The 22,251-nt window shown below is 69.4% G+C and carries 24 protein-coding genes; 16 read left to right on the top strand and 8 right to left on the bottom strand.

Translation table 11 applies throughout. The features are described 5' to 3' along the window. Window positions 1-16: 16 nt before the first annotated feature. The 3 genes from OG801_RS10145 (at window position 17) to OG801_RS10135 (ending at window position 2,737) form a co-directional block, all read left to right on the top strand. The gene (locus tag OG801_RS10145; RefSeq protein ID WP_355017784.1) at window positions 17-613 is read left to right on the top strand and encodes a hypothetical protein; all 597 of its coding nucleotides are present in this window, start codon (window positions 17-19) and stop codon (window positions 611-613) included. 217 nt (window positions 614-830) lie between these two features. Then, entirely contained in the window at window positions 831-1,241 is a 411-nt protein-coding gene (locus OG801_RS10140) for a type II toxin-antitoxin system PemK/MazF family toxin (RefSeq protein ID WP_355017785.1), read from the top strand. A gap of 128 nt (window positions 1,242-1,369) precedes the next feature. Next, window positions 1,370-2,737 (top strand): ABC transporter substrate-binding protein, encoded by a 1,368-nt coding sequence (locus OG801_RS10135; RefSeq protein WP_406035601.1) that lies wholly within the window; start codon window positions 1,370-1,372, stop codon window positions 2,735-2,737. Window positions 2,738-2,791: 54 nt separating this feature from the next. Here the strand turns inward: OG801_RS10135 and OG801_RS10130 are convergent, their stop codons facing one another. Then, window positions 2,792-4,060 carry an HRDC domain-containing protein gene (locus OG801_RS10130; protein ID WP_406035599.1) on the bottom strand — a complete coding sequence of 423 codons (1,269 nt, stop codon included), beginning with the start codon at window positions 4,058-4,060 and terminating at the stop codon, window positions 2,792-2,794. Continuing rightward, window positions 4,057-4,695, bottom strand: a complete 639-nt coding sequence (locus tag OG801_RS10125; RefSeq protein WP_350660578.1) for a DUF3000 domain-containing protein — start codon at window positions 4,693-4,695, stop codon at window positions 4,057-4,059. Before OG801_RS10125 ends, OG801_RS10130 begins: the two co-directional genes overlap by 4 nt. A 70-nt stretch (window positions 4,696-4,765) precedes the next feature. On the opposite strand from OG801_RS10125, the gene hemE reads away from it, so the two are divergent. Then, window positions 4,766-5,848 carry a uroporphyrinogen decarboxylase gene (gene hemE / locus OG801_RS10120; RefSeq protein ID WP_406035597.1) on the top strand — a complete coding sequence of 361 codons (1,083 nt, stop codon included), beginning with the start codon at window positions 4,766-4,768 and terminating at the stop codon, window positions 5,846-5,848. Here the strand turns inward: hemE and OG801_RS10115 are convergent. Continuing rightward, on the bottom strand, window positions 5,827-6,756 hold the full coding sequence (locus OG801_RS10115) for a LysR family transcriptional regulator (RefSeq protein WP_355017789.1): 930 nt from the start codon (window positions 6,754-6,756) through the stop codon (window positions 5,827-5,829). The genes hemE and OG801_RS10115 overlap by 22 nt on opposite strands. 145 nt (window positions 6,757-6,901) lie before the next feature. Here OG801_RS10115 and OG801_RS10110 point away from each other — a divergent pair, with 145 nt between their 5' ends. From OG801_RS10110 to hemG, 10 genes are all read left to right on the top strand, one after another. Beyond that, the gene (locus tag OG801_RS10110; RefSeq protein ID WP_355017790.1) at window positions 6,902-8,143 is read left to right on the top strand and encodes an acyl-CoA dehydrogenase family protein; all 1,242 of its coding nucleotides are present in this window, start codon (window positions 6,902-6,904) and stop codon (window positions 8,141-8,143) included. A 161-nt stretch (window positions 8,144-8,304) separates the two neighbouring features. Further along, window positions 8,305-9,411, top strand: coding sequence for a dimethylsulfone monooxygenase SfnG (gene sfnG / locus OG801_RS10105; RefSeq protein WP_406035595.1), 1,107 nt, complete (start codon window positions 8,305-8,307; stop codon window positions 9,409-9,411). Beyond that, window positions 9,408-10,616 (top strand): SfnB family sulfur acquisition oxidoreductase, encoded by a 1,209-nt coding sequence (locus OG801_RS10100; protein ID WP_406035593.1) that lies wholly within the window; start codon window positions 9,408-9,410, stop codon window positions 10,614-10,616. The genes sfnG and OG801_RS10100 overlap by 4 nt, the downstream gene beginning before the upstream one ends. A 30-nt stretch (window positions 10,617-10,646) precedes the next feature. Then, entirely contained in the window at window positions 10,647-11,792 is a 1,146-nt protein-coding gene (locus OG801_RS10095) for an LLM class flavin-dependent oxidoreductase (RefSeq protein WP_406035591.1), read from the top strand. Next, the gene (locus tag OG801_RS10090) at window positions 11,789-12,655 is read left to right on the top strand and encodes an ABC transporter permease (RefSeq protein WP_406035589.1); all 867 of its coding nucleotides are present in this window, start codon (window positions 11,789-11,791) and stop codon (window positions 12,653-12,655) included. Before OG801_RS10095 ends, OG801_RS10090 begins: the two co-directional genes overlap by 4 nt. Further along, on the top strand, window positions 12,652-13,356 hold the full coding sequence (locus OG801_RS10085) for an ABC transporter ATP-binding protein (RefSeq protein ID WP_355017795.1): 705 nt from the start codon (window positions 12,652-12,654) through the stop codon (window positions 13,354-13,356). The genes OG801_RS10090 and OG801_RS10085 overlap by 4 nt, the downstream gene beginning before the upstream one ends. A gap of 49 nt (window positions 13,357-13,405) precedes the next feature. Then, the gene (locus OG801_RS10080) at window positions 13,406-14,386 is read left to right on the top strand and encodes an ABC transporter substrate-binding protein (RefSeq protein WP_355017796.1); all 981 of its coding nucleotides are present in this window, start codon (window positions 13,406-13,408) and stop codon (window positions 14,384-14,386) included. A 100-nt stretch (window positions 14,387-14,486) separates the two neighbouring features. Beyond that, window positions 14,487-14,990 carry a flavin reductase family protein gene (locus tag OG801_RS10075; RefSeq protein WP_355017797.1) on the top strand — a complete coding sequence of 168 codons (504 nt, stop codon included), beginning with the start codon at window positions 14,487-14,489 and terminating at the stop codon, window positions 14,988-14,990. Between the two features lie 37 nt (window positions 14,991-15,027). After that, on the top strand, window positions 15,028-15,318 hold the full coding sequence (locus OG801_RS10070) for a ribosomal protein L7/L12 (protein ID WP_355017798.1): 291 nt from the start codon (window positions 15,028-15,030) through the stop codon (window positions 15,316-15,318). A gap of 50 nt (window positions 15,319-15,368) precedes the next feature. Further along, window positions 15,369-16,673, top strand: coding sequence for a protoporphyrinogen oxidase (gene hemG, locus OG801_RS10065; RefSeq protein ID WP_406035585.1), 1,305 nt, complete (start codon window positions 15,369-15,371; stop codon window positions 16,671-16,673). Window positions 16,674-16,676: 3 nt separating this feature from the next. Here the strand turns inward: hemG and OG801_RS10060 are convergent, their stop codons facing one another. The 5 genes from OG801_RS10060 to OG801_RS10040 all read right to left on the bottom strand — a co-directional run bounded on the left by OG801_RS10060 (window position 16,677) and on the right by OG801_RS10040 (window position 20,586). After that, a complete protein-coding gene (locus OG801_RS10060) occupies window positions 16,677-17,312 on the bottom strand; it encodes a protein TPRXL (RefSeq protein WP_355017800.1) in 636 nt (211 codons plus the stop codon). After that, entirely contained in the window at window positions 17,305-17,946 is a 642-nt protein-coding gene (locus OG801_RS10055) for a hypothetical protein (RefSeq protein WP_406035583.1), read from the bottom strand. The genes OG801_RS10060 and OG801_RS10055 overlap by 8 nt, the downstream gene beginning before the upstream one ends. Next, the gene (locus tag OG801_RS10050; RefSeq protein WP_406035581.1) at window positions 17,946-19,154 is read right to left on the bottom strand and encodes a hypothetical protein; all 1,209 of its coding nucleotides are present in this window, start codon (window positions 19,152-19,154) and stop codon (window positions 17,946-17,948) included. Before OG801_RS10050 ends, OG801_RS10055 begins: the two co-directional genes overlap by 1 nt. Before the next feature lie 16 nt (window positions 19,155-19,170). Continuing rightward, window positions 19,171-19,467: a flagellar protein FlgN gene (locus tag OG801_RS10045; protein WP_355017803.1), complete on the bottom strand. Its 297-nt coding sequence runs from the start codon at window positions 19,465-19,467 to the stop codon at window positions 19,171-19,173. A gap of 198 nt (window positions 19,468-19,665) precedes the next feature. Beyond that, window positions 19,666-20,586 (bottom strand): alpha/beta hydrolase, encoded by a 921-nt coding sequence (locus OG801_RS10040; protein WP_406035579.1) that lies wholly within the window; start codon window positions 20,584-20,586, stop codon window positions 19,666-19,668. Window positions 20,587-20,658: 72 nt separating this feature from the next. Here OG801_RS10040 and hemQ point away from each other — a divergent pair, with 72 nt between their 5' ends. Together hemQ and OG801_RS10030 are read left to right on the top strand one after the other, a co-directional pair. Further along, complete coding sequence (gene hemQ, locus OG801_RS10035) at window positions 20,659-21,378, top strand: hydrogen peroxide-dependent heme synthase (RefSeq protein ID WP_141806166.1); 720 nt, start codon at window positions 20,659-20,661, stop codon at window positions 21,376-21,378. 160 nt (window positions 21,379-21,538) lie between these two features. After that, the gene (locus OG801_RS10030) at window positions 21,539-22,246 is read left to right on the top strand and encodes a hypothetical protein (RefSeq protein ID WP_355017805.1); all 708 of its coding nucleotides are present in this window, start codon (window positions 21,539-21,541) and stop codon (window positions 22,244-22,246) included. The last annotated feature ends 5 nt before the right edge of the window (window positions 22,247-22,251 follow it).

The following is a 22,251-nucleotide window of genomic DNA, read 5'->3' as shown; positions in this document are numbered from 1 at the left end:
CGCTACGCTCGATCCGATGTCCAGAGAGTTTCATTCGCCGATGCGTCCCGGGGACGGCTTCTTCGACTCCCTCCTCGGGGGCGACGACCCTGCCCTGGTGCAGGAGGCGGCAGACGCGGCGGCGACGGCGCTCGTGCGTGGGGCGCGGGACAGCGACGACCCCGCGGTCGCCGAGCGGATCCTCCATCTGGCCGAGTCCGAGGGCATCGAGACGATCGCGGAGGTCTGGTCGAGCTCGCCGGCGGAGTCGCTGGCCGGCTGCCTGTGGCGGCTCTTCCTGCTCCGCAGCTGGGTCTACGCCGACCCGGTCGGCGCCGCGCGCGAGTTCGAGGCCGGCCGGGCGAAGGCCCAGGTCGCCCAGGTAGTGGCCGGTGTCGCGGAGCCTCCCGGCCCGCAGGAGCTCAAGGCGATGGTCGACGAGGTGCTGCGCGGCATCGCCGGCAGCGACTTCGCCGTGGTGCTCCTCCGCGCCGCCGCGTTCTCCCGCGTCATCGCCGCCGGGCGGGCGGCCCTGGACCCGGACGCGGCCGCGAAGGACGTACGCAACATGCTGCAGCTGTCCGAGCAGCTCGAGGCGGCGGGTCATGCGGAGCTCGAGCAGCGGCTGACTTGAGTTGCTGTAGCCTCCTGTTCGCTTTGATGCGGAGGAGGTTGGGGGCACCGTTACACTGGTGACCGAACACGTCGGGCTGCGGCAGCCCCGGGTCCCAACTTCAGCCGCTTCGAGCGGCCTTGCGCCGTGAGGCGCTCCCGGTCCGGCGTGTTCATCATCTTTTTCGGTGCACCTCGGCTGGGCGGCCATGACGCCAGCCACCGACCAAGGAGCCGTAGTGACCGACACCCAGCCCGCAGCGCGCGAGGGCGCCATCTCCTACGAGCCCGAGATCGGTGACGGCAACGCCGACCCGGGCGAGGTCGTGTGGGGCTGGGTGCCCTACGAGGACGACGAGACCCAGGGCAAGGACCGGCCCGTTCTCGTGATCGGCCAGAAGGCCGGCGTACTCCTGTGCCTGATGCTTACCAGCAAGGACCACGACCGCGACGAGGCGCAGGAGGCCCGGAACGGGCGCCACTGGATGGATGTCGGCACCGGCGGCTGGGACCGTCAGGGGCGGCCCTCCGAGGTGCGCCTGGACCGGCTGATCCGTATGGATCCCGCAGACGTACGCCGTGAGGGCGATGTGCTGGCCAAGGAAATCTTCGATGATGTGATCAAGGCCGCACGCGATCACCTCGCCTGAGGCGGTCCTGGGGGCTGTTCTGACGTGCCTTCTCAGGAAGTGTCCAGGTACGTATCGTAAAGTGAATCGCTGGTAAACCGGGTCTGTGGTTGCATCACAGACCCGGTCCTGGTGTTGAGATGGAGGAAATGGTGCGGCGCACGCGGCTGGCAACGGCGCTTCTGGTGGCGGTTCTCTCGGCGTCCCTCGCCGCCTGCGGTGGTGGTGACCCGGCCTCGAAGCCATCGCCGAGCACCACGACGAAGGCGCCGACCAAGGTGAAGCTCGTCTTCGGGGTCTCCGGCCACAAGACGCTGGTCGACACCTACAAGCAGCTGGCCGCCGAATACACCCAAGAGGTCCCCAACGTCACCGTCGAGGTGAAGTCCTGGCCGACCGCCGACCAGCTCACTGCGGCGGTCAACAGCGGCGAGAAGATCGACGTGGTGCTCACCCCGCGTGCCGACGTCGCCACGTTCGCCGAGGACAAGCTGATCCAGCCCGTCGACACCCTGCTCGAGGCCCGCAACGTCGACTTCGGCGACAAGTACTCCCGTGAGGCGATGGAGGACTTCTCCGTCGAACGCCGCCTGGAGTGCATGCCCTACTCGGTCTCGCCGCAGGTCGTCTACGTCAACACCGGGCTGATCGACTTCGACGCCATGAAGGAGGAGGGCCTGCCCACCCCCAGCGTCCGGGCCGATGGCTCGCTGCGTGGCTGGACCCTCGAGCAGTTCAGCTCGGCGATGACCTACGCCGCCGAGCACCACAAGGGTGTCCGGGGCACCTACGTCGAGCAGAACCTCTCCGCGCTGATGCCCTGGCTCGCCGGTGCCGGCGCGACCCTCTTCGACGACCCGCTGGCTCCGACCTCCACCGCGCTGGAGGACTCGGCCGGGGCGTACGAGGAACTGGTCGAGGCGATGAACCAGCCCAACGTGCTGGCCACGGCGAAGGACCTCAACGGACGCACTCCGTTCCAGGCTTTCAAGCAGGGTCGCCTGGTGGCGCTGGTCGGTGACCGCTCACTGGTCTCGGACCTTCGGGCGACCGACGCGATGGAGTGGGACGTGATGCCGATGCCGGGTGGCAACGGCACCACCGGCGACTACGCCGGCCTCTGCATGGGCTCGGAGACCGCCGACCCCGACGCCACCGCCGACTTCCTCACCTACCTCATCTCGACCGAGTCGGTCGTGAAGATGGTCCGCACCGGCCACTTCGTGCCGGTCAACTCCGAGGTCGGCTACGCGCCGGTCTTCACCCAGCCCGAGCGGAACCCCAAGAACGCCCGGATCTTCACCGACACCGTGCGCGACATGCAGGTCCTCCCCGAGGCCACCCAGCTCGCCCAGCTCCAGAAGGTCGCCGCCGTCGCCGTACGAGGCTCCTTCGCGGTCACCGAGCCCGACCAGGTCGAGGACTACGCGGTCCAGATCGACGAGCTCTCCAAGACCGTCTTCCCCCAGCCGACGCCACCGGCCTCCCCGTCCCCCTCCATCTCACCCAGCTCCTAGCTGCCGAGGCCGGCCGACGTCTCGCTCAGGGCTCGATGTCCGCTCTTCGCGCGGTTACTCCCTCGCCTCGGCGTGGAGGACGGCGTCGGTGAGGAGCGGGGCGGTGAGGGCGATCTGCCAGCCGCGGGCGCCGAAGCCGGAGAGGATCTCGATGATGCCGTCGAGCAGGGCGCCGGGGTCGCGGGTCTTCGGGGGCGTCCACATGGCGCGGCGCAGGAAGTCGGGAGTGAGCAGGTTCTCGGCGGGGAGGTTGCGGGCCTCGGCGAGGGCGTTGACGGACTCACGCGCCAGCGTGAGACGACGGGCGGCGACAGGATCTTTGTCCGCCCACGCGCGCGGCGGGGGAGGACCGTCGGAGCGCGGCGAGCGCACCGGGAGCTCGTCCTCCTCCATCGTGAGTGCGCGGTTGAGCGCCTTCACCCAGGAGGTCGAGTAGCGCTCGGCGCCACGGCCGTGGAACCCCTTCAGCCCGAGCAGCGCGCCCTTGTCCTGCGGGAGATCCTGCGCGGCGGCGACGATCGCGGCGTCGGGAATGATTCGGCTGGGGGTGACGTCACGCTGCTGCGCGATCCGGTCGCGCTCGGTCCACAGCTCACGCACCGCGGCGAGGCCGCGGCGGCCGCGGACGCGGTGCATGCCGGAGGTGCGCCGCCAGGCATCCGTACGCACCGGCGCCTCGAACCCGCGCAGCCAGTCGAACTCCTGGCGGGCCCAGGCCTCCTTGCCCTGCGCGACGAGCTCGTCAGCCAGCGCGTCGCGCAGCTCGACGAGCACCTCGACGTCGAGCGCGGCGTACTCCAGCCAGGCGTCCGGCAGCGGCCGGGTCGACCAGTCGGCCGCGGAGTGCTCCTTGAGCATGGTGAAGCCCAGCACCGTCTCGACCAGGGTGCCGAGCCCGACGCGGGGATAGCCCAGCAGCCGCCCCGCGAGCTCGGTGTCGAACAGGGCGGAGGGGTGCAGGCCGAGGTCGCTGAGGCAGGGGAGGTCCTGGGTGGCGGCGTGCAGGATCCACTCGGTGCCCTCGAGTGCGTCGACCAGCGGCTGCATCGTGGACAGCTCGATCGGGTCGATCAGCCAGATCCCGGAGCCTTCGCGGCGCAGCTGGATCAGGTAGGCGCGGTTGGAGTAGCGGTAGCCGGAGGCGCGCTCGGCATCGATCCCGACCGGACCCGAGCCGGCGGCGATGGCCGCGGCGGCCTTGACCAGGCCTTCGTCGGTGTCAGTCACCGGAGGCAACCCGTCGCGCAGGGTCAGCAGCGGCGCCGGAGCAGCATCTTCTGGTGTGTCCGGCCCCGTCTCGGCCTCGGTCCTGTCTTCGATCACGCGCCTCGCTGCCCTCGCCGGCTCGGTATGACGGTGACGCCCTCCGGCACCGGAGGAAGTCCCGCGGCCGTGCAGAGCAGCTCGCCCCATGCCTCGGTGTGTGGTCGCAGGTCCAGGTCGCCCGAGGCCGTCCCCACCGGCGTCCAGGAGGCGCGGATCTCGATCTGCGCGGTGCCGTCCTCGTCGGCCATGCCGCCGTAGGACTCGGTGGCCACGCGGGTCACGGTGCCCGCGGCGGCGACGTGCTCGGCGCCGTGACCGGACAGGGCGTCCAGGAGCCAGGACCAGCCGACCTCACCCAGCAGCGGGTCGCTGATGTGCTCGACGTCGATGTCGGCCCGTGCGTACGCCACCAGCCGGAACGTGCCGGGCAGTCCGTGCACCGTGCCCCAGGCGTCGTTGCCGTCGGGGTCGTGCAGCAGGATCAGCCGTCCGGTCGCCACGTCGACGTCGTCGACGGTCACCTCGGCGGAGAGCGCCGCGGCGTACGGAGCGATCCGCTGGGGCGCCGGCATCTCCTCGGCCAGCACCTCAGGTCTGAAGGTCGCGGCGCGCATCCCTTCCGCGGCGGACCGGAACACGGCAGGACCGGTCTCCGGTCCCGCGGCGGGACGCGACTCTCCACGGACGACCATGTGAACAGGGTATGTCTTCTGCGCGATTCGCGATGTGCGTACACGCCGCACCGGATGGGACCATTGCCAGGTGGCCGCTGAACACACCTCTGGGAAGACCCCCGACCTGCTCGCATCTTCCCCGTTCCTGCAGGCACTCGCAGGGCAGAAGCCGAGCCGTACGCCGGTGTGGTTCATGCGCCAGGCCGGCCGGTCGCTGCCCGAATATCTGAAGGTCCGCGAGGGCATCGGCATGCTCGAGTCCTGCCAGGACGCCGACCTGATCACCGAGATCACCCTGCAGCCCGTACGCCGCTACGGGGTCGACGCGGCCATCTTCTTCTCCGACATCGTGCTGCCGCTGAAGGCGGTCGGGGTCGACCTCGACATCAAGCCCGGAGTCGGCCCGGTGATCGCGAACCCGGTGCGCACCCTCGCCGACGTGGAGGCGATCCCGGACCTGACGCCGGAGCACGTCACCTACATCACCGAGGCCGTCCAGAACCTCACCGGTGAGCTGGCCGGCATCAACGGCGGCACCCCGCTGATCGGCTTCGCCGGCGCCCCGTTCACCGTCGCTTCCTACCTGGTCGAGGGCGGCCCCTCGAAGGAGTACGCCAAGACCAAGGCGCTCATGTTCGGTGCCCCCGACGTGTGGGACGCCCTGATGCGCAAGATCGCCGGGATCTCCGGCGCGTTCCTGGAGGTCCAGGTCCGCGCGGGTGCCTCCGCCGTGCAGCTCTTCGACTCCTGGGCCGGCGCCTGCACGCCCGCAGACTACGAGCGTCACGTGCTGCCCTACTCCACCCAGGTGATGACCCGGATCGGCGAGCTCGGTGTCCCGCGGATCCACTTCGGCGTCAACTCCGCCATGCTCCTTCCGCTGATGGGCAGCGCCGGTGCCGAGGTCGTCGGTGTCGACTGGCGTACGCCGTTGGACTGGGCGATCACCCGGCTCGGCGACGACTTCGGCGTCCAGGGCAACCTCGACCCCGCCCTCGTCTTCGCGCCCACCGAGGTGATGCTCGCGGAGGCCGGGAGGATCATCGAGACCGGGCGGCGCGCCAAGGGCCACATCTTCAACCTCGGCCACGGCGTCATCCCGAGCACTGACCCCGACCAGCTCGCCCGGCTCACCGAGTTCGTGCAGAGCTACGAGCCGGCTGAGGGCTGAGACCGAGCGCGCTGAGAGCGGGCAGCCGTCTCGGCGAGCAGGTCGAGGAGGCTGCGCGCTCCCGAGGTCGTACGCGCGTTGTGCCGTCGCACCGCGACCATCGTGACGCGCGAGCGATCTCCGGCGAGGGGACGTACGGTGATGTGCCCGCCCGTCTCGCGCGGGTCGCCGACGACGCTGTAGTCGGGCAGCAGGGTCAGTCCGAGGCCCTCGCCGACCATCATCTTGCCCATCTCGGCGCCGTCGGTGGCGTGCCAGTGGTGGGGGAGGTCGCGCCCGAAGACGCGGTGGGCGAAGCGATACATCAGGTAGCCCGCGCGCATGCCGACGAACGGCTCCTCGCGGAGCTCCGCGACGGTGATCTCGTCGCGGGAGGCGAGTGGGTGGCCCGCGGGCAGCACGACGATCGGCCGTCCGTGGAGAAGCACGGTGCCGTCGACCGTCGGCGGGAGGTCGTCGCCGTCGAGCAGGTTGACCAGGCCGATGTCGATGGTGCCCTCCGCGAGCGCGAGGTAGATGTCCTCCTGCACCATGGTGCGCACCTCGACGCTCGTGCGCGGGTGCTCGTCGGCGAATCTCCGCAACGTCGGTAGCAGCACGGTCGAGGTGCCGGCGTGGACCGTGCCGATCCGCACCGAGCTGACCCCGGCGCTCTGGTCGCCGGCGGCCAGGCGGAGGCGGTCGACGGCCTCCAGGACGTCGGACATGGAGTGCAGCAGCTCCTGGCCCTCGCGGCTGATCCGGGCCCCGGCGCGGCGCCGGTCGAGCAGGGTCACGCCGAGTTCGCGTTCGAGCTTGGTGATCGCCTCGCTCAGGGCGGGCTGGGAGATGTGGAGCTGCTCGCTCGCGCGGCGCAGCGAGCCGTACTGGGTCACGGCTGCGATGTACTCCAGCTGCTCGATCCTCACGCTGTCCTCTCGTCGGTCGGTGATCGGTCATCCCGAGCGGGTGATCGGTGATCGCTGGCGTCCAGCCTGTCTCACGCTCTCCATTCTCAAGTAACTTGGTCGATTAAAGACAGAAACATCCACGACGCAAGACTGAGAGGGCGCGATGACAACCGAAGCTGTACGCACCGCCGCGGAGTTCGGCGCGGCACCCACGACTCCGGAGGGCTGGGTCGACCGTGCCCGCGAGGTGGCCACCAGGCTCTCCGTGGACGCGGTCGCCCGCGACCGGGCCAACCAGGTCCCGACGTACGAGGTGAACCTGCTCAAGGAGAGTGGCCTGGTCACCCTGCTCGGCCCCGCCGAGCACGGCGGCGCCGGCCAGGACTGGACGACCGCGCTGCGCGTGGTCCGGGCGGTCGCTGCGGGCGACGGCTCGATCGGGCAGCTGCTCGGCTACCACTACCTGTGGGCCTGGGCGGCTCGGCTGGTCGGCACCCCGGAGCAGATCGCCGCCGTCGAGCAGCTCTACACCGAGAACACCTTCTTCTTCGGCGGCGCAGTCAACCCTCGCGACGACGACCTGGTGATCAGGGTCGAGGGCGACGAGCTCGTCTTCACCGGCCGCAAGTCGTTCTCGACCGGCGGGCGGATCTCCGACCTGACCGTGCTCGAGGGCGTCATCGAGGGCACGGAGCAGCATGTCTTCGCGATCGTCCCGACCCAGCAGGAGGCCATCGTCTTCGCCGGCGACTGGGACAACCTCGGCCAGCGGCTCACCGAGTCCGGCGCCGTCGAGATCAACGGCGTGCGCGTCCCCTGGGAGTCCGCGGCGGGCTATGTGAAGCAGCAGGACGGGACGTACGAGTTCGTCCCGCGGGTCTACAACACGCTCAACGTGCCGATCATCCAGCTCATCTTCACCAACTTCTACCTCGGGATCGCGGAGGGCGCCCTGACGACCGCGGCGACCTACACCCGCGACACGACCCGCGCCTGGCCCTACGCCGGAGACGTCAAGGAGAAGGGGAGCGAGGAGTTCTACATCCAAGAGACGTACGGCGACCTGACCTCGAAGCTGTGGGCGGCCCAGGCGCTGGCCGAGCGGGCGGCCGGCCTGATCGAAGCCATCAACTCGCACGCCGACGAGGTCGCCGAGCAGGAGCGTGGTGAGGCGGCGGTCGTGATCGCCGCGGCCAAGCAGGTCGCGATCGATGCCGGCCTGGAGATCGGCACCAAGGTCTACGACCTGACCGGCGCTCGCGCGACCTCCAACAAGGTCGGCCTGGACATCTTCTGGCGCAACATCCGCACCCACTCGCTCCATGACCCGGTCGCGCACAAGCGGGCAGAGGTGGGCCGCTACGCGCTGCTCGGCGAGATCCCCGCGCCGACCTGGTACACGTGAGCCGCCTTCGGTGATCAGTAGGGCCTCTCGCCCGGTCGCCGCCTGATAGGCGGCACCTATCACGGGATCGGGTCTTCCGGTGGTCCACATCGGGAGACCCGGTCCCGTCGCCTGTTTAATCAGATAAGTTTAGTAGACATTCGCGATCCAAGGAGACCAGCATGACTTCACCGGCAACCGAGCCCCTGAAGTTCGCTTACTGGGTGCCCAACGTCAGTGGCGGCCTGGTGGTGAGCAAGATCGAGCAGCGCACCGACTGGAGCTACGACTACAACAAGAAGCTCGCGCAGCTGGCCGAGAACAACGGCTTCGAGTACGCCCTGTCCCAGGTGCGCTACATGGCTTCCTACGGTGCGGCCTACCAGCACGAGTCCACCTCGTTCTCCCTCGCGCTCCTGCTGGCCACCGAGCGGCTCAAGGTGATCGCCGCCGTCCACCCGGGGCTGTGGCAGCCCGGCGTACTCGCCAAGTTCCTGGCCACCGCCGACCACCTCTCCGGCGGCCGCGCGGCCGTCAACGTGGTCAGCGGCTGGTTCAAGGACGAGTTCACCCAGCTCGGCGAGCCGTGGCTCGAGCACGGCGAGCGCTACCGCCGCTCGGAGGAGTTCATCCGCTACCTCCGCGAGATCTGGACGAGTGAGGCCGCCGAGCTCAACGGCGACTTCTACCGGCTGCACGACTTCGACCTGAAGCCGAAGCCGCTGGCCAGCGAGGGGCGTCCGCACCCGGAGATCTTCCAGGGCGGCAACTCCTCCGACGCGAAGGCGATGGCGGGCCGGGTCTCGGACTGGTACTTCGCCAACGGCAACACCCCCGAGGGCCTCGCCGCGCAGATCGAGGACGTCAACGCGGTCGCCGGGCCGCTGGGACGTCGGGTCCGGTTCGGGATCAACGGCTTCATCGTCGCCCGCGACACCGAGAAGGAGGCGCGCGACACGCTCCGGGAGATCATCGACAAGGCCGACCGTGAGGCCGTCGAGGGCTTCGGCTCCGCGGTCAAGCAGGCCGGGCAGTCGACCGGCGACAAGACCGGGATGTGGCAGGACTCCAGCTTCGAGGACCTGGTGCAGTACAACGACGGCTTCCGGACCGGGCTGATCGGCACTCCCGAGCAGGTCGCCGAGCGGATCGTCGAGCTCAAGAGGGCCGGCGCCGACCTGATCCTCGGCGGCTTCCTGCACTACCTCGAGGACGTCGAGTACTTCGGCCAGCGGGTCCTTCCGATCGTGCGCGAGCTCGAGGCGCAGCAGTTGGAGTCCGTGGCTTGAGCACGACGGAGATCGCCCGACTCGATGCCGAGACCGCGCCGCTGGTGGCGAGGCGGCTGGCCGACGAGCTCGCGCTCGGCGACGGCGGACGCGACCGGGTCAGGGCGCTGCCCTACGACCAGGTCAAGGCGTACGCCGCCGCCGGGCTCGGTGCGCTCACCGTCCCGCTCGAGTTCGGCGGTCCGGCGCTTTCGGCCACGACCGTGGCGGAGGTGTTCCGGCTGGTCTCGTGGGGTGATCCCAACGTCGGGCAGGTCCCGCACAGCCACTTCGTGTTCTTGAACCAGCTCCGGCTGAACGGCACCCGCGAGCAGCAGCAGCGGATCTACAGCGAGGTGCGGGCCGGTGCGCTGGTCGCCAACGCGCAGTCGGAGTTCGGGACGAAGCACGTGCGGGACATCCGCACGACCCTCACGCGAGCCCGGGAGGCGGGGGAGTGGCTGCTGAACGGCGAGAAGTTCTACTGCACCGGCTCGCTCTTCGCCGACTATCTCGCAGTGCTCGCGCGGCGTGACGTCGACGGGCCGTTGCAGGTGGCCTGGGTCCGCACGGAGACTCCCGGCGTCGAGATCGTCGACGACTGGGACGCCGTCGGGCAGCGTACGACCGGATCCGGCACGGTGCGCCTCACCGACGTCGCCGTGGCCGCGGAGTGGGTGACGCCGTTCTCCGTCACCTTCGACGTGCCGACGACCTACGGCGCCTTCGCGCAGCTCCTGCACGCGGCCATCGACGCCGGGATCGCCCGGCGCGCGCTGGACGAGGCCTCCGAGTTCGTACGCACGAAGTCCCGCCCCTACGCCGACGCCGTCGCGCTCGCCGGGGCCGAGACGGCCGCGCAGGACCCGCTGGTCGTCCAGGCCTTCGGCGAGATGGAGCTGGCCGTACGCAGCGCCGAGGCGCTCCTCGCCGAGGCGGCGCGACGCGTGGACGAGGCCGACGCGGACCTCACCGAGACATCGGCCGCAGAGGCGAGTCTGGCCGTGGCGGCTGCCCGCGCGTCGACGGCGAAGGTGTCGGTCGACGTCACCAGCCGGCTGCTCGAGGTCTCCGGCGCTCGGGCGGCTCTGACATCGACCAACCTCGATCGCCACTGGCGCAACGCGCGCACCCACACCCTCCACGACCCGGCCGCCTGGAAGGTCCAGCACCTCGGGCGCTGGGCCGTCGACGGCACCGCACCGCCACGGCACGGGCAGATCTGACATCCCCGACATCCCACTCGAAAGGCAGCGATGAGCACGCTCAAGTTCCACTGGTTCCTCCCGACCAACGGCGGCGACGGCCGTCACGTGATCGGCGGCGGTCACGGCGTCAGCGCGTTGGCGTCGGGCCGTCCGGCGACGGTGCCCTACCTCGGCCAGATCGCCCGCAGCGCCGAGCAGCTCGGCTTCGAGGCGGCGCTGACGCCGACCGGCGCGTGGTGCGAGGACGCCTGGGTGACGACCGCGATGCTCAGCTCCGTCTCGGAGCGGCTGAAGTTCCTGGTCGCCTTCCGGCCCGACTCGGTCTCGCCCTACCTGGCCGCGCAGATGGCCGGCACCTTCCAGAACCTGTCCGGGCAGCGGCTGCTCCTCAACGTCGTCACCGGAGGTGAGGACCACGAGCAGCGGATGTACGGAGACTTCCTGGCCAAGGACGAGCGGTACGAGCGGTGCGGGGAGTTCCTGCACATCGTCCGCCGACTGTGGGCGGGGGAGACGGTGACCTTCTCCGGGTCGCATCTCTCGGTGGAGAACGCCCGGCTCGAGCAGCGACCGACACCGGTCCCGGACGTCTACTTCGGCGGCTCCTCGCCAGCGGCCCTGGAGGTCGCCGCCGAGTACGCCGACGTCTACCTGACCTGGGGCGAGCCGCCGGCCGCGGTCGCGGAGAAGATCGCGAAGGTGCAGAAGCTGGCGGCCGACCGCGGGCGCGAGCTCCGCTTCGGGATCCGGCTGCACTCGATCGCCCGCGAGACCTCGTCCGCCGCGTGGGCGGAGGCCGACCGGCTGCTGGAGAACATCTCGGACGAGGACATCTCGCGCGTCCAGGCGGGGCTCTCCCGCAGCGTCTCGGAGGGTCAGCGGCGGATGCTGGAGCTCAACCAGGGTTCGCGCGACGGGCTCGAGGTCTACCCCAATCTGTGGGCGGGCGTCGGCCTGGTCCGCGGTGGTGCCGGGACCGCGCTGGTCGGCTCCTACACCGAGATCGCCGACCTGATCGAGGCCTACCATTCCGTCGGGATCTCCGAGTTCGTGCTCTCCGGCTACCCGCACCTGGAGGAGTCCTACTGGTTCGGCGAGGGCGTCCTGCCCGAGCTCGCGCGTCGCGGCCTGTGGTCCCACCCCGCCCCCGTCGCCGGCCGCGGGGCGGCCGTCCCGTTCGGGGCATCCCGATGACCCAGGTCTCCGGTCTGGCGACGACCGACCCGACCGCAGAGGAGGCCGTCACGCCCTCACCCGCGAGACGAGCGGTCTCCGCCCGCAGGAGCGTTCTCGGGCCACGTGCGCTCCGGGTCCTGCGCTCGCTGAGCCCGGTCCTCGTGCTGGTGGCCTGGCAGCTGCTCTCCTCGTTCGGGATCCTCGACGAGCGCACCCTCGCCTCGCCGGTCCAGCTGGCCGGCACCGCCTGGGAGCTGATCCGCACCGGGCAGCTCCAAGAGGCGATCGCCGTCTCAGCGCGCCGGGCCGCCCTCGGATTCCTCCTCGGGGCGCTGATCGCCTTCGTGCTCGGCGGGATCGTCGGCCTGACCGCCCTCGGGGACGCGCTGGTCGACCCCTTGGTGCAGATGCTGCGGACACTGCCGCTGTTCGGTCTGGTGCCGCTGTTCATCATCTGGTTCGGGATCAAGGAGGAGCCCAAGATCTACCTGGTCGCGCTCTTCGTGATCGTGCCGCTCTACCTCAACCTCGTCGCGGCGCTGCGAGGAGTCGACCCTGAGCTGGTCGAGGTCGCCTCCGCGCTGCGGCTCACCCGGTCCGAGCGACTGCGCCACCTCTACCTCCCGGCGGTCACGCCGGGGCTGCTGGTCGGGTTGCGCCAGGCACTCGGGATGGCGTGGATCGCGCTGATCGTGGCCGAACAGGTCAACGCCGGCGCCGGCCTCGGCTTCCTGATCAACAACGCGCGCGACTTCCTCCAGACCGACGTGATCGTGGTCGGTCTGCTCTGCTACGCCGCGCTGGGTCTGGTCACCGACTGGGCCGTACGACTGCTCGAGCGCCGCGCCCTGCGCTGGCGTGACGAAGGGAGAACCGCATGAGTGTCGTCGCCTCACTGTCCGGGGTGAGCCGAGCCTTCGGTGAGCACGAGGTGCTCAGCGGCATCGACCTGGACATCCGCTCCGGGGAGTTCGTGGCCCTGCTGGGCCGCTCCGGCAGCGGCAAGTCCACCCTGCTCCGCATCGTCGGGGGCCTGGACACCGGGGCCACCGGGACCGTGGTCACCGGCTCTGCCCCAGCAGTCGTCTTCCAGGACCCGCGGCTGTTCCCATGGCGTACGGTCCTCGACAACGTATCGCTGGGTCTGCGTAGCGCCGGCGCGGTCGACCACGCCCGGAAGATGCTCGCGGAGGTCGGTCTGGAGGGCCGAGAGAAGGCATGGCCGCGCCAGCTCTCCGGCGGCCAGCGCCAGCGTGTGGCACTGGCCCGGGCCCTCGTACGCGAGCCCGACCTGCTCCTCCTCGACGAGCCGTTCAGTGCCTTGGACGCGCTCACCCGGATCTCGGCCCAGGAACTCGTACGCCGCTTGGTCGATGCGCATCGCCCGGCCGTCCTCATGGTCACCCACGACGTCGAGGAGGCCCTCCTGCTGGCGGACCGCGTGATCCTCATCGACGAGGGCGGCATCGTCCACGACGAGCAGATCACGTTGCCGCACCCTCGACGCCGTGACCACCCCGAGATCGTCGAGCGCCGGGCGGCGCTGCTGGCCCTCCTGGGCGTGGCCGTCCAGGCTGCCTGACCCCATCGACCGACCCCATCGATCGACCACTGGAAGAAAGCAGAGATCCATGTCTCGAAACACCGCTCTGACGCGCCTCTTCGCGACCCCGGCCGTCCTCGCCCTCCTCGGCAGCGCCCTGACAGCCTGTGGCTCGTCCGCCTCGGGCGGTTCGGACGAACCGGTGTTGCGGGTCGGCGTCCAGAAGGACGGCATCCGCTCGGTGCTGACCCAGGCCGGGCTGCTGGAGGACCTGCCCTACGAGATCGAGTGGTCGGAGTTCACCGCAGGTCCGCCGATCATCGAGGCGGCTGCCGCCGACCAGATCGACGTCGCCTGGGTGGGGTCGGCGCCGCCGATCTTCGGGGCTGCCGCCGGCGCGGACTTCAAGGTCGTGGCCACGGTCGAGGAGCAGGACCAGAAGACCGACTCGATCCTGGTCCCGAAGGGGTCGGCCATCAAGTCGTCGGCCGACCTGAAGGGGAAGAAGATCGCTGTCGGCAAGGGCACCTCCGCCCACGGCCACCTGTTGCTGGCGCTGAAGTCGGCCGGACTCACCCTCGATGACGTCGACCCGCAGTACCTCCAGCCCGCCGAGGGTCTGGCCGCGTTCCAGGCCGGTGAGGTGGACGCCTGGTCGATCTGGGACCCGTTCGTCACCCAGGCAGTCAACGAGGACGGCGCCGTCGACATCACCGCTGACGAGGGAGGCTCCACCGACCCGTACCTCGCCTTCGAGATCGCCTCGGCGGCCTCGCTCGAGGAGAAGGACACCCGCGAGTCGATCAAGCACTTCGTGGGCCTGGTCGAGGAGGGCTTCGCGTGGGCGCAGGAGAACCCCGACAAGTGGGGTGAGGGCTGGGCGTCCGAGTCCGGGTTGCCGGTCTCGACGACTAGCGAGGTGGCTGCGAAGAAGGCCTCCGTGGTCGGTCCGGTGAGCGAGGAGCACATCGCCTCCGAGCAGCAGTTGGCCGATGCGTTCTTCGAGGCTGGTGAGATTCCCGAGGAGATCGACTTCGACGCCGTCGTCGAGCACGGGCTCATCGAGTAGGTGGCGCCAGCATGCGGACCAGCACGGGAATAGTTAACAAAGGCAAGCAAGTTACCCGACAACAGGTTGTGCCGTTCCAGTCGCGACGAGAGGACCAGTGATGACGAACGTATCGCCCCTGAAGACCAACCAGGATCTCGATCCCGAGGCGTTGAGGAAGGCGTTCGGGGTCTTCCCGACCGGTGTGGTCGCAGTCGCGGCGGTGGTCGACGGCGGGCCGGTCGGTCTGGCGGCGTCCTCCTTCACCTCGGTCAGCCTCGATCCTCCGTTGGTCTCCTTCTCGGTGGCCCGCACCTCGAAAACATGGCCTGACCTGCGACGATCGTCGCACCTTGGAGTGACGGTGCTCGCCGAGCACCATGGCGAGGTCTGCCGCCAGCTCGCCGGCCCCGTCGACTCCCGCTTCGAGGGTCTCGTGGTCAGCTCGTCCCTCGACGGAGCCCTCACCCTCGACGAGGGCCTGGCGCAGTTCGACTGCACCGTCTACCGCGAGGTCGAGGCCGGCGACCACATCGTCGTACTCCTCCAGCTCCACGCCGCCGACCACGGCGCCGGCCAGCCCCTCGTCTTCCACCGCTCCAACTTCGGAAGGCTGGCCAGCTGACCCCTCCCCGCCGAGGCCTCGGCACTAGGGTTCGGCTGTGGATACCTTCGGAGTCGTAGCCCTCGGCGGTCTGATCCTGCTCTACTTCGTGATCGAGTCGTCGGCGAGCAGAACCCGAGCGGAGCTCACTCGCCGGATGAACAGGCTCGAGGACAAGGTCGACCTGCTCCTGAAGCACGCTGGGGTGGAGGAGCCGCCGCTGCCACGGCAGGACGAGGTCGTGGCGCTGGTGCGCGCGGGCAAGAAGATCGAGGCGATCAAGGTCTATCGGGAGGCGACCGGCGCCGGGCTGGCCGAGGCCAAGCAAGCGGTCGAGCAGCTCACCTGACCAGCCCACCTCGTCAGCATCGCCTCAGGGACGGATGGGAGACTTCTCCTGTGCGTGTCATCGTCGTCGGAGCAGGGATCGCCGGGCTGACCGCGGCCCGCGATCTGTCCCTGAAGGGCCACCGGGTCTCCGTGCTGGAGGCCTCCGACCGGGTCGGCGGAAAGATCCGCGGGGAGTCCGTGGCCGGACAGACGGTCGACGTCGGCGCCGAGGCGATGCTCAACCGCCGGCCGGAGGGCGTGTCCCTCGCCCGGGAGATCGGCCTCGAGGTCGTGCACCCGACGGATGCCAAGTCGTCGATCTGGTCGCGCGGTGCGCTGCGGCCGATCCCGCGGTCCATCATGGGCGTACCCCTCGACCTGGCCGCGCTGGAGTCCTCGGGTCTGCTCTCGAAGGAGACCCTGGAAGTCGTACGCCGCGAACCCACGCTCCCACCTGCGAAGACGGACGAGGACATCTCGGTCGGTGACCTCATCGCGTCCCGCTTCGGGGACGAGACCGCCGACCTGCTGGCGGACCCGTTGCTCGCGGGGGTCTACGCCGGCCACGCCCGTGCGATCTCGGTGAAGGCGGCTGCCCCGCAGCTGTTCATGCTGGCCGAGAAGGGGTCGCTGCTGGAAGCCGCGGCCGCGCTCCCGAGCTCGATGGTCCCGGTGTTCGCCGGGATCGACGGCGGTATGTCTCGGTTGCCCGCGACTCTCGCCGAGGGGCTGGACGTCCGGCTCAACGCCCCGGTCGACGCGGTCACGCGTACGCCGCAGGGCTTCCTGATCGAGAGCGGCGGCGACGTGGAGGCCGCCGATGCCGTGGTGGTCGCGACCCCCGCGCCGGTGGCCGCGAGGCTGCTCCGTTCGACCGCTCCGGCGGTCGCGCGCGAGCTGTCCGGGATCGAGACCGCGAGCGTCGCCGTGGTCACCTTCGCCTTCCCCGAGCTCCCCGCGGAGCTGGCCGGCAGGTCCGGATTCCTCGTCCCGCCCGTCGAGGAGTGCGCGATCAAGGCCTCCACCTTCTCGTTCGCCAAGTGGGCCTGGGTGGGGGAGCGCGGCAACTACCTGCGTACGTCCATCGGGCGCCACGGCGAGCCACCCTCGGACGACGACGACCGGCTCGTCGCCGACTCCCTGGCGGCCCTGGCCGAGATCGCCGGCATCACCGCGAAGCCGTCCGACGTGCACGTCCAGCGTTGGACCGACGCGCTCCCGCAGTATTCCGTCGGGCATCTCGACCGGGTCGCCCGGATCCGGCAAGGACTCCGCGGCGTGCCCGGTCTCGCCCTCGCCGGGGCCTCCTACGATGGTGTCGGGATCCCGGCCACGATCGCCTCGGCCCACCGCGCCGCCGCGGACATCAGCTGATCCTCAGGCCGGCACCCACCGCAGCGTCGAGACACAGACGTCCAGCGCCAGCTTCCACGCCAGGAACTTCTCGTCGGTCGCGGCCATGTCCAACGGGCGGGCGATCGTCGCGGTCAGCTGGAGCCCCCGTCGCCGCTTCGAGCCGGGGACGGGGGTCATGTAGACGATCGTCGTCGCGACCACCGGCTCGTCGCCCTGGGCGGTCTTGGTCGACTCGCGCTCGTACCTGATGAACCGCTTGTCGCCGAACAACGGCTTGGCGCCGTGGTCGCGGATGATCGCGGCGACGTGGGTGTCGAGGGTCCCGCCGCTGTGGGCGTGGAACGTCGTCGCGACGATCGCGCCGGGAATGATGGCGAGGCTGTCGGTCTCGGCGGTGGCGGCGAAGTAGGCCTTGACCTGATGCTGCTTCATGAGCGCGTACGCCTGATCGAGCTGCACCCGCATGGAGGCGTGGAGCTCGGGCCTGTTGATGCTCATGAAGCGCTTCTTCAACGCCGCGTCCATCGCGGCCCGGTCGACCTCGTCCGGGGAGTGACGTTCCCAGCCGGGGAGGAGCCTCAGCTCGAACTCCGGCTCCTTGGTGCCGCCGAGCAGCTCGCGTAGCGAGGACTGCGGGGCGGGTGCTGCCTCAGACAAAGGACGAGTCCTCCCAGACGTCGAACGGGTCGCTCGACATGCCGGGGACCGGCTCTGCCGAGAACGGGGTGCCATCAGGGCGTACGACCTCGAGCTCGGCGAGGAAGAGCGGCATGTCCGCGATGGTGAGACCGAAGATCTCGGGTGCGCCTGCCTCGACCACGACCATCACGCTGATCTCCTGCGTCGAGAAGACGAAGATGCCGGTGAGGAACTCGACGGTCTCACCGTCGATCTCTCCGGTCCTGGACGCGAGACATCTCAGTCCGGGACCGAGAGCGGCCCCTGCGTACTCATCGACGTCGAAGCCCTGCTGCCGCCACTCCTCGGGCGAGGTCGGCTCGCCGCCTCCGAGTACGACCCGCACCCGGCTGACGACGGGCGCGGGCAGCGGCCAGTGGAGCATCGAGGCCAGCGTCCCGGGGTGGAGGTCGCCGGCGAGATGGTGGGCGAGCAGGGCACGCGCGCCGGGGTCGACCTCGTCGGTCCACTCGCCGTCCCAGGTGTCGCGGAGCGAGGCGAGCACGTCCTCGACCCACCTCTCCGCACCCGCGGCGTCGAGCTCGCCCGCGTTCGGGACCCAGATCCATCGCTCCGATGGCTGGGCGATCTCAGCTTCCCATGTCTCCGGCATCATCCCTCCGAGGGCTGTGCGCTCTGCTGGTCATTGGTGCGCCGCTCGTTCAGTGCCTGGCTCGTCGAGGTGGTGCCGTACCACTCGCCTGCCCACTTCCCCAGGCCGCTGAGCCCGTCGAAGCCAGCCCCGACCTTCTGGCCCCAGGTCCCTGTGCGTATCCCCCCGTAGATGGCCATCCCGGTGGCGATGTCGGAGCCGCTCATGATGCCCACGGGAATGTCCTTGGGGGGCTTGAACGGGTTGGCCATCCAAGCGGCCCTGGTCCGGGGGACCTCCCTGAAGCCGGTGGAGATGGAGAGTGCGGTCTTGAACTTGGCGCCGAACGTGACGTTCACGGGAGGTGGGTTCAGCGGCGCCGCTCGTTTCAGAGCAAAGTTTCCGTATCCTCGTCCGGCCGCGCCGGCGGTTTTCCCGCCGGAGGCGGCACCCTTCCCCATCGCTGTCCAAGCCTTCCCGATCTGGCCGAGCTTTCCGAAGGGGAGCACCGCGAGAACCGCCAAGAGCACGTCTGTCACCTCGCATTTGCCGGCTGACGCCTGGACGATCTTGCCGATCAGCACCAAGGCGCCGAGGGCGAATCCGATGACGGCGACGATGCCACCGAGGAAGAGCCCGGCGATCATGAAGACCATGGCGATGGCCTCGAGAATGTTGATGAGGAAGCCGAAGATCTCCCAGAAGCCGTCCTTGATGCTGCCGGCCATCTCGTTGCCGATGCCGTTGACGGCGAGGTCATAGGCGTCTTCCCAGGTGTCGTACTGGGCGTCCCAGCTCTCCGCGTCGTCCTGCCATTCGTCGTACGCGGTCTTCTTCGCCTGCCCCTCGGCGTCGTCCTCCTCGCGGTCTCCCGGAAGCCCCTCGTAGGTGGTCCACTTGTCCGTGCAGGACTCGACCAGCGGCCCCATCTTGGCCTGGATCTCGCCGAGACTCTTGCCGTACGCAGCGATCAACGGCCCGACGGGCGTGTACAGCTCGCTGGCCTCCCGCAACGTCTCGTAGGAGGACCCGATCTTGTCCTGAAGCTCAGCGACGGCCTTTCCCTGCATCTGGCCGTCGGCCAGCTCTCCGGTGGCGATCTGCTCGAGCACGGTGGCCGCCTCGGACATCTGCTCGCCGAGCTCTTCGATCTTGTTGCCGCGATCGACGATCACCGCCGAGTCGCCGGTGAGGGGTTGGATCTCGCGACCCTTCGGTGACTGATCCATGACTCACTCCATCCGTCTATTTCTGCTGGAACAGGAGAGCCGTCTCGCTGTCCCAGTTCTGGAATCCCTCGACGACCCCTTTGATGTGGTCGCGCACGTCGGAGAGCTCGTCCTTGAGATCCTTGCGCTTCATGTCCCAGCGCTGTTCGAAGTCGTCGGCCTGCCCGCGCAGCTCGCCTCGGCGGAACGGGTTCCCGATGGCGCCTTCGAGCGCGTCGGAGTTCCCGACCGCGTGCTCGAACTCGTCGATGATCGAATCCAGCTTCTTGACCGTCTGATCAAGGGTGTCGATCTTGATGGAGACGTCTGGCATGTCGCTACGCCTTTCCGAGGTGCGCAAGGCTCGCCGAGGAGAGACGCGAAAGCGCTCTCAGTCGCAGGCGAATGGGGGGACCGAGGTGGCGTACGACCCGAGACAACCTGGCGACGAACACCCGAGTGGAACGCTACAACACGGCTGGGCGCGGAGGGTTAACAAACTCCTAAGCGAACGTAGAAAACTGCTGATGCTTCAGCGGAGGAAGGCGATGATCCCCGCGAGCGCCTCGGACGCCGCCGGGGCAACCCCGGGCAGCGACACGAACCCGTGGAACGCGGTGTCGTAGTCCACGAGCGAGACCGGTGTCCCGGCGGCACGGAGGGCCTCGGCGTAGCGTGTGCCGTGGTCGCGGATCGGATCGTGCAGCGCGGTGATGATGTGGGCCGGCGGCAGGTCGGCGTGCGACGCAGCACGCAGTGGAGAGGCCTGCCAGGACTCGTCCCCGTATCGCTCGCCCATGTAGAGGTGCCCGAAGGTGCTCATCTGCGTCGAGGTGAGCACCGGCCCGTTGGCGTTGGCCGCCTCGGAGGGGAACTTCTCGTACATCTCCACCGCCGGATAGATCAGCACCTGCGCGCGGATGGCGGGACCGCCCGCTTCACGCGCCATCAGCGAGACCACGGCCGCCAGGTTGCCGCCGGCGCTGTCGCCCATCACTGCGATCCGGGACGGGTCCCCGCCCAGGTCAGAAGCATTCTTCGCGACCCATTCCAGAGCAGACCAGGCGTCCTCGACGGCCGCCGGGAACGGATGCTCCGGCGCCAGCCGGTAGGACGGCGCGACCACGATCGATCCGGTCCCCGCGGCCACGTGCGAGGAGACCCACGCGCTCTGCTCCGGTGTCCCGAGACACCAGCCGCCGCCGTGGAAGTTGATGACGACCGGCGCGGCCTCGCCGACGCCAGGAGGCGTGTAGATCGCGAAACGGCGCCCGTCGACGTACGTCTCCTTGATCTCGACGTCCGCGGGACGGCCGAAGAGGAACGCGGTGACCGGCCCGGTGCGGAGCCCTTCGCGCTGGGCGCGCAGGGCGATCATCTCCTCGGCGTTCAGCGGTGTCTTGACCAGGCGCTCCTGGAGGAAGGCGAAGATGCGGGTACGCAGCGGCAGCATGCCCACACCATAGAGGCCGGAGGATGGAGCCCGGCGCGGATCGGCGACCGGCGGTAGCGCAAAATAGGGGGCATGACCGACCCGCAGGCCGACATCAAGTCCAACGCAGCCAAGATCAACGAGCTCAACGACACCATCCGCTACACGATGTGGTCGGTCTTCTCCCTCGAGGAGACCCTCGGCGACGCCGACCGCAAGGCCGAGGCGGTCGAGGTCGAGGAGCTCTTCGCCGCCTTCGCCGGCGAGGACATCGTGGTGCGTGGCACCTACGACGTGGCCGGCCTGCGCGCCGACGCCGACGTGATGTTCTGGCTGCACGCCGAGTCCTCCGACAAGCTCCAGTCGGCCTACCACCGCCTGCGCCGCACCGCCTTCGGCGGCCGGCTCGTGCCGGTCTGGTCGCAGATGGCGCTGCACCGCCCGGCCGAGTTCAACCGGAGCCACCTGCCCGCGTTCCTCGCCGACGAGCGCACCCACGACTACGTCGCGGTCTACCCGTTCATCCGCTCCTACGAGTGGTATCTCCTCGACGACAAGGAGCGCCGCCGCCTGCTCGCCGAGCACGGCCAGATGGCACGCGACTACCCCGATGTGCGAGCCAACACGGTCCCGTCCTTCGCACTCGGTGACTACGAGTGGATGCTGGCCTTCGAGGCCGACGACCTCTCCCGCATCGTCGACCTGATGCGCCACCTCCGCGGCTCCGAGACCCGCCGCCACGTACGCGAGGAGGTGCCGTTCTACACCGGTGCCCGCGTCGAGATCGGCGACCTCCTGGACCGCCTTCCCTGACGCATTCCTGATCGGTCGGAACGGTCTCGGAAATTCGCTGTCCGGCCCTGTGCGACTCCACTAGCCTTTCCCGTCGCGGTGGCCGTTCTCGGGTTCGTGTGCCGATCCCGTCACGTCTGCTGAGACATCCACGTGACCTTGGGAGGGCAGAGACGTGGGGATGACCATCCCTGGGGAGTTGGACTTCGTTCTCGACCTGCTCGGCTACGAGTGGCCGAACGTCAACGAAGACGCGGTCCGCGATGCCGCGCAGCTGCTGCGCGGTCTGGAGTCAGACCTCCGCGGCACGCTCGACGAGTTGGAGATCCGGGTCAACGAGCTCGGCGACGGGGCCACGGCACAGTCGGTGAATGCGCTGATCAGGGCGTGGACCGATAACCGTACGGCCAACATGGATGGGTTGCTCGACGCACTGCCCGGGGTCGCAACGGGGATCGACATCGCAGCTGATGCGATCGTCGCGCTGAAGATGAAGGTGATCGCCGAGCTGACGATCACGGCGGCGCAGATCGCGGCAGCGGCCGCGACCGCGGTGGTCACGGGTGGCCTCAGCGTGGTCGGCAACGCAGCGATCATCGCCGCTCGGAAGAAGGCGCTCGACATCGCCACCGACATCGCGATGGAAGGGGTGATCGGTGAGGTCGCAAGCATGGTGACCGAGCCACTGACCGGAACGATCACCGAACTCGCCATGTCGATCGCGGAGGCTCCGATCGTGACCGACGGCGAGGCGACCGCGGCGACCAAGCTCAGCTACGACCTGATGGAGCAGATCGCCACGGCGCTCAGCGACTGTGGCGCCGACCAGTACGAGCTCTGCGCCACGTTCGCAGCCGAAGTGTCCGCCCTGCCCTTCTCAGAGTCCTAGGAGAA

It is taken from the genome of Nocardioides sp. NBC_00163, assembly GCF_045206295.1.
GTDB lineage: Bacteria > Actinomycetota > Actinomycetes > Propionibacteriales > Nocardioidaceae > Nocardioides.
This window is presented reverse-complemented; position numbering and strand designations above follow the sequence as displayed.

What these genes read in the sequence shown, in the direction of transcription:
- OG801_RS10095 (WP_406035591.1), top strand. Translation starts at nt 10,647, where the DNA reads ATGAGCACGCTCAAGTTCCACTGGTTCCTCCCGACCAACGGCGGCGAC.
- OG801_RS10145 (WP_355017784.1), top strand. Translation starts at nt 17, where the DNA reads ATGTCCAGAGAGTTTCATTCGCCGATGCGTCCCGGGGACGGCTTCTTC.
- hemQ (WP_141806166.1), top strand. Translation starts at nt 20,659, where the DNA reads ATGACCGACCCGCAGGCCGACATCAAGTCCAACGCAGCCAAGATCAAC.
- OG801_RS10080 (WP_355017796.1), top strand. Translation starts at nt 13,406, where the DNA reads ATGTCTCGAAACACCGCTCTGACGCGCCTCTTCGCGACCCCGGCCGTC.
- OG801_RS10075 (WP_355017797.1), top strand. Translation starts at nt 14,487, where the DNA reads ATGACGAACGTATCGCCCCTGAAGACCAACCAGGATCTCGATCCCGAG.
- OG801_RS10135 (WP_406035601.1), top strand. Translation starts at nt 1,370, where the DNA reads ATGGTGCGGCGCACGCGGCTGGCAACGGCGCTTCTGGTGGCGGTTCTC.
- OG801_RS10085 (WP_355017795.1), top strand. Translation starts at nt 12,652, where the DNA reads ATGAGTGTCGTCGCCTCACTGTCCGGGGTGAGCCGAGCCTTCGGTGAG.
- OG801_RS10045 (WP_355017803.1), bottom strand. Translation starts at nt 19,467, where the DNA reads ATGCCAGACGTCTCCATCAAGATCGACACCCTTGATCAGACGGTCAAG.
- OG801_RS10055 (WP_406035583.1), bottom strand. Translation starts at nt 17,946, where the DNA reads ATGCCGGAGACATGGGAAGCTGAGATCGCCCAGCCATCGGAGCGATGG.
- OG801_RS10050 (WP_406035581.1), bottom strand. Translation starts at nt 19,154, where the DNA reads ATGGATCAGTCACCGAAGGGTCGCGAGATCCAACCCCTCACCGGCGAC.
- OG801_RS10110 (WP_355017790.1), top strand. Translation starts at nt 6,902, where the DNA reads ATGACAACCGAAGCTGTACGCACCGCCGCGGAGTTCGGCGCGGCACCC.
- OG801_RS10040 (WP_406035579.1), bottom strand. Translation starts at nt 20,586, where the DNA reads ATGCTGCCGCTGCGTACCCGCATCTTCGCCTTCCTCCAGGAGCGCCTG.
- sfnG (WP_406035595.1), top strand. Translation starts at nt 8,305, where the DNA reads ATGACTTCACCGGCAACCGAGCCCCTGAAGTTCGCTTACTGGGTGCCC.
- OG801_RS10125 (WP_350660578.1), bottom strand. Translation starts at nt 4,695, where the DNA reads ATGGTCGTCCGTGGAGAGTCGCGTCCCGCCGCGGGACCGGAGACCGGT.
- OG801_RS10030 (WP_355017805.1), top strand. Translation starts at nt 21,539, where the DNA reads ATGACCATCCCTGGGGAGTTGGACTTCGTTCTCGACCTGCTCGGCTAC.
- OG801_RS10090 (WP_406035589.1), top strand. Translation starts at nt 11,789, where the DNA reads ATGACCCAGGTCTCCGGTCTGGCGACGACCGACCCGACCGCAGAGGAG.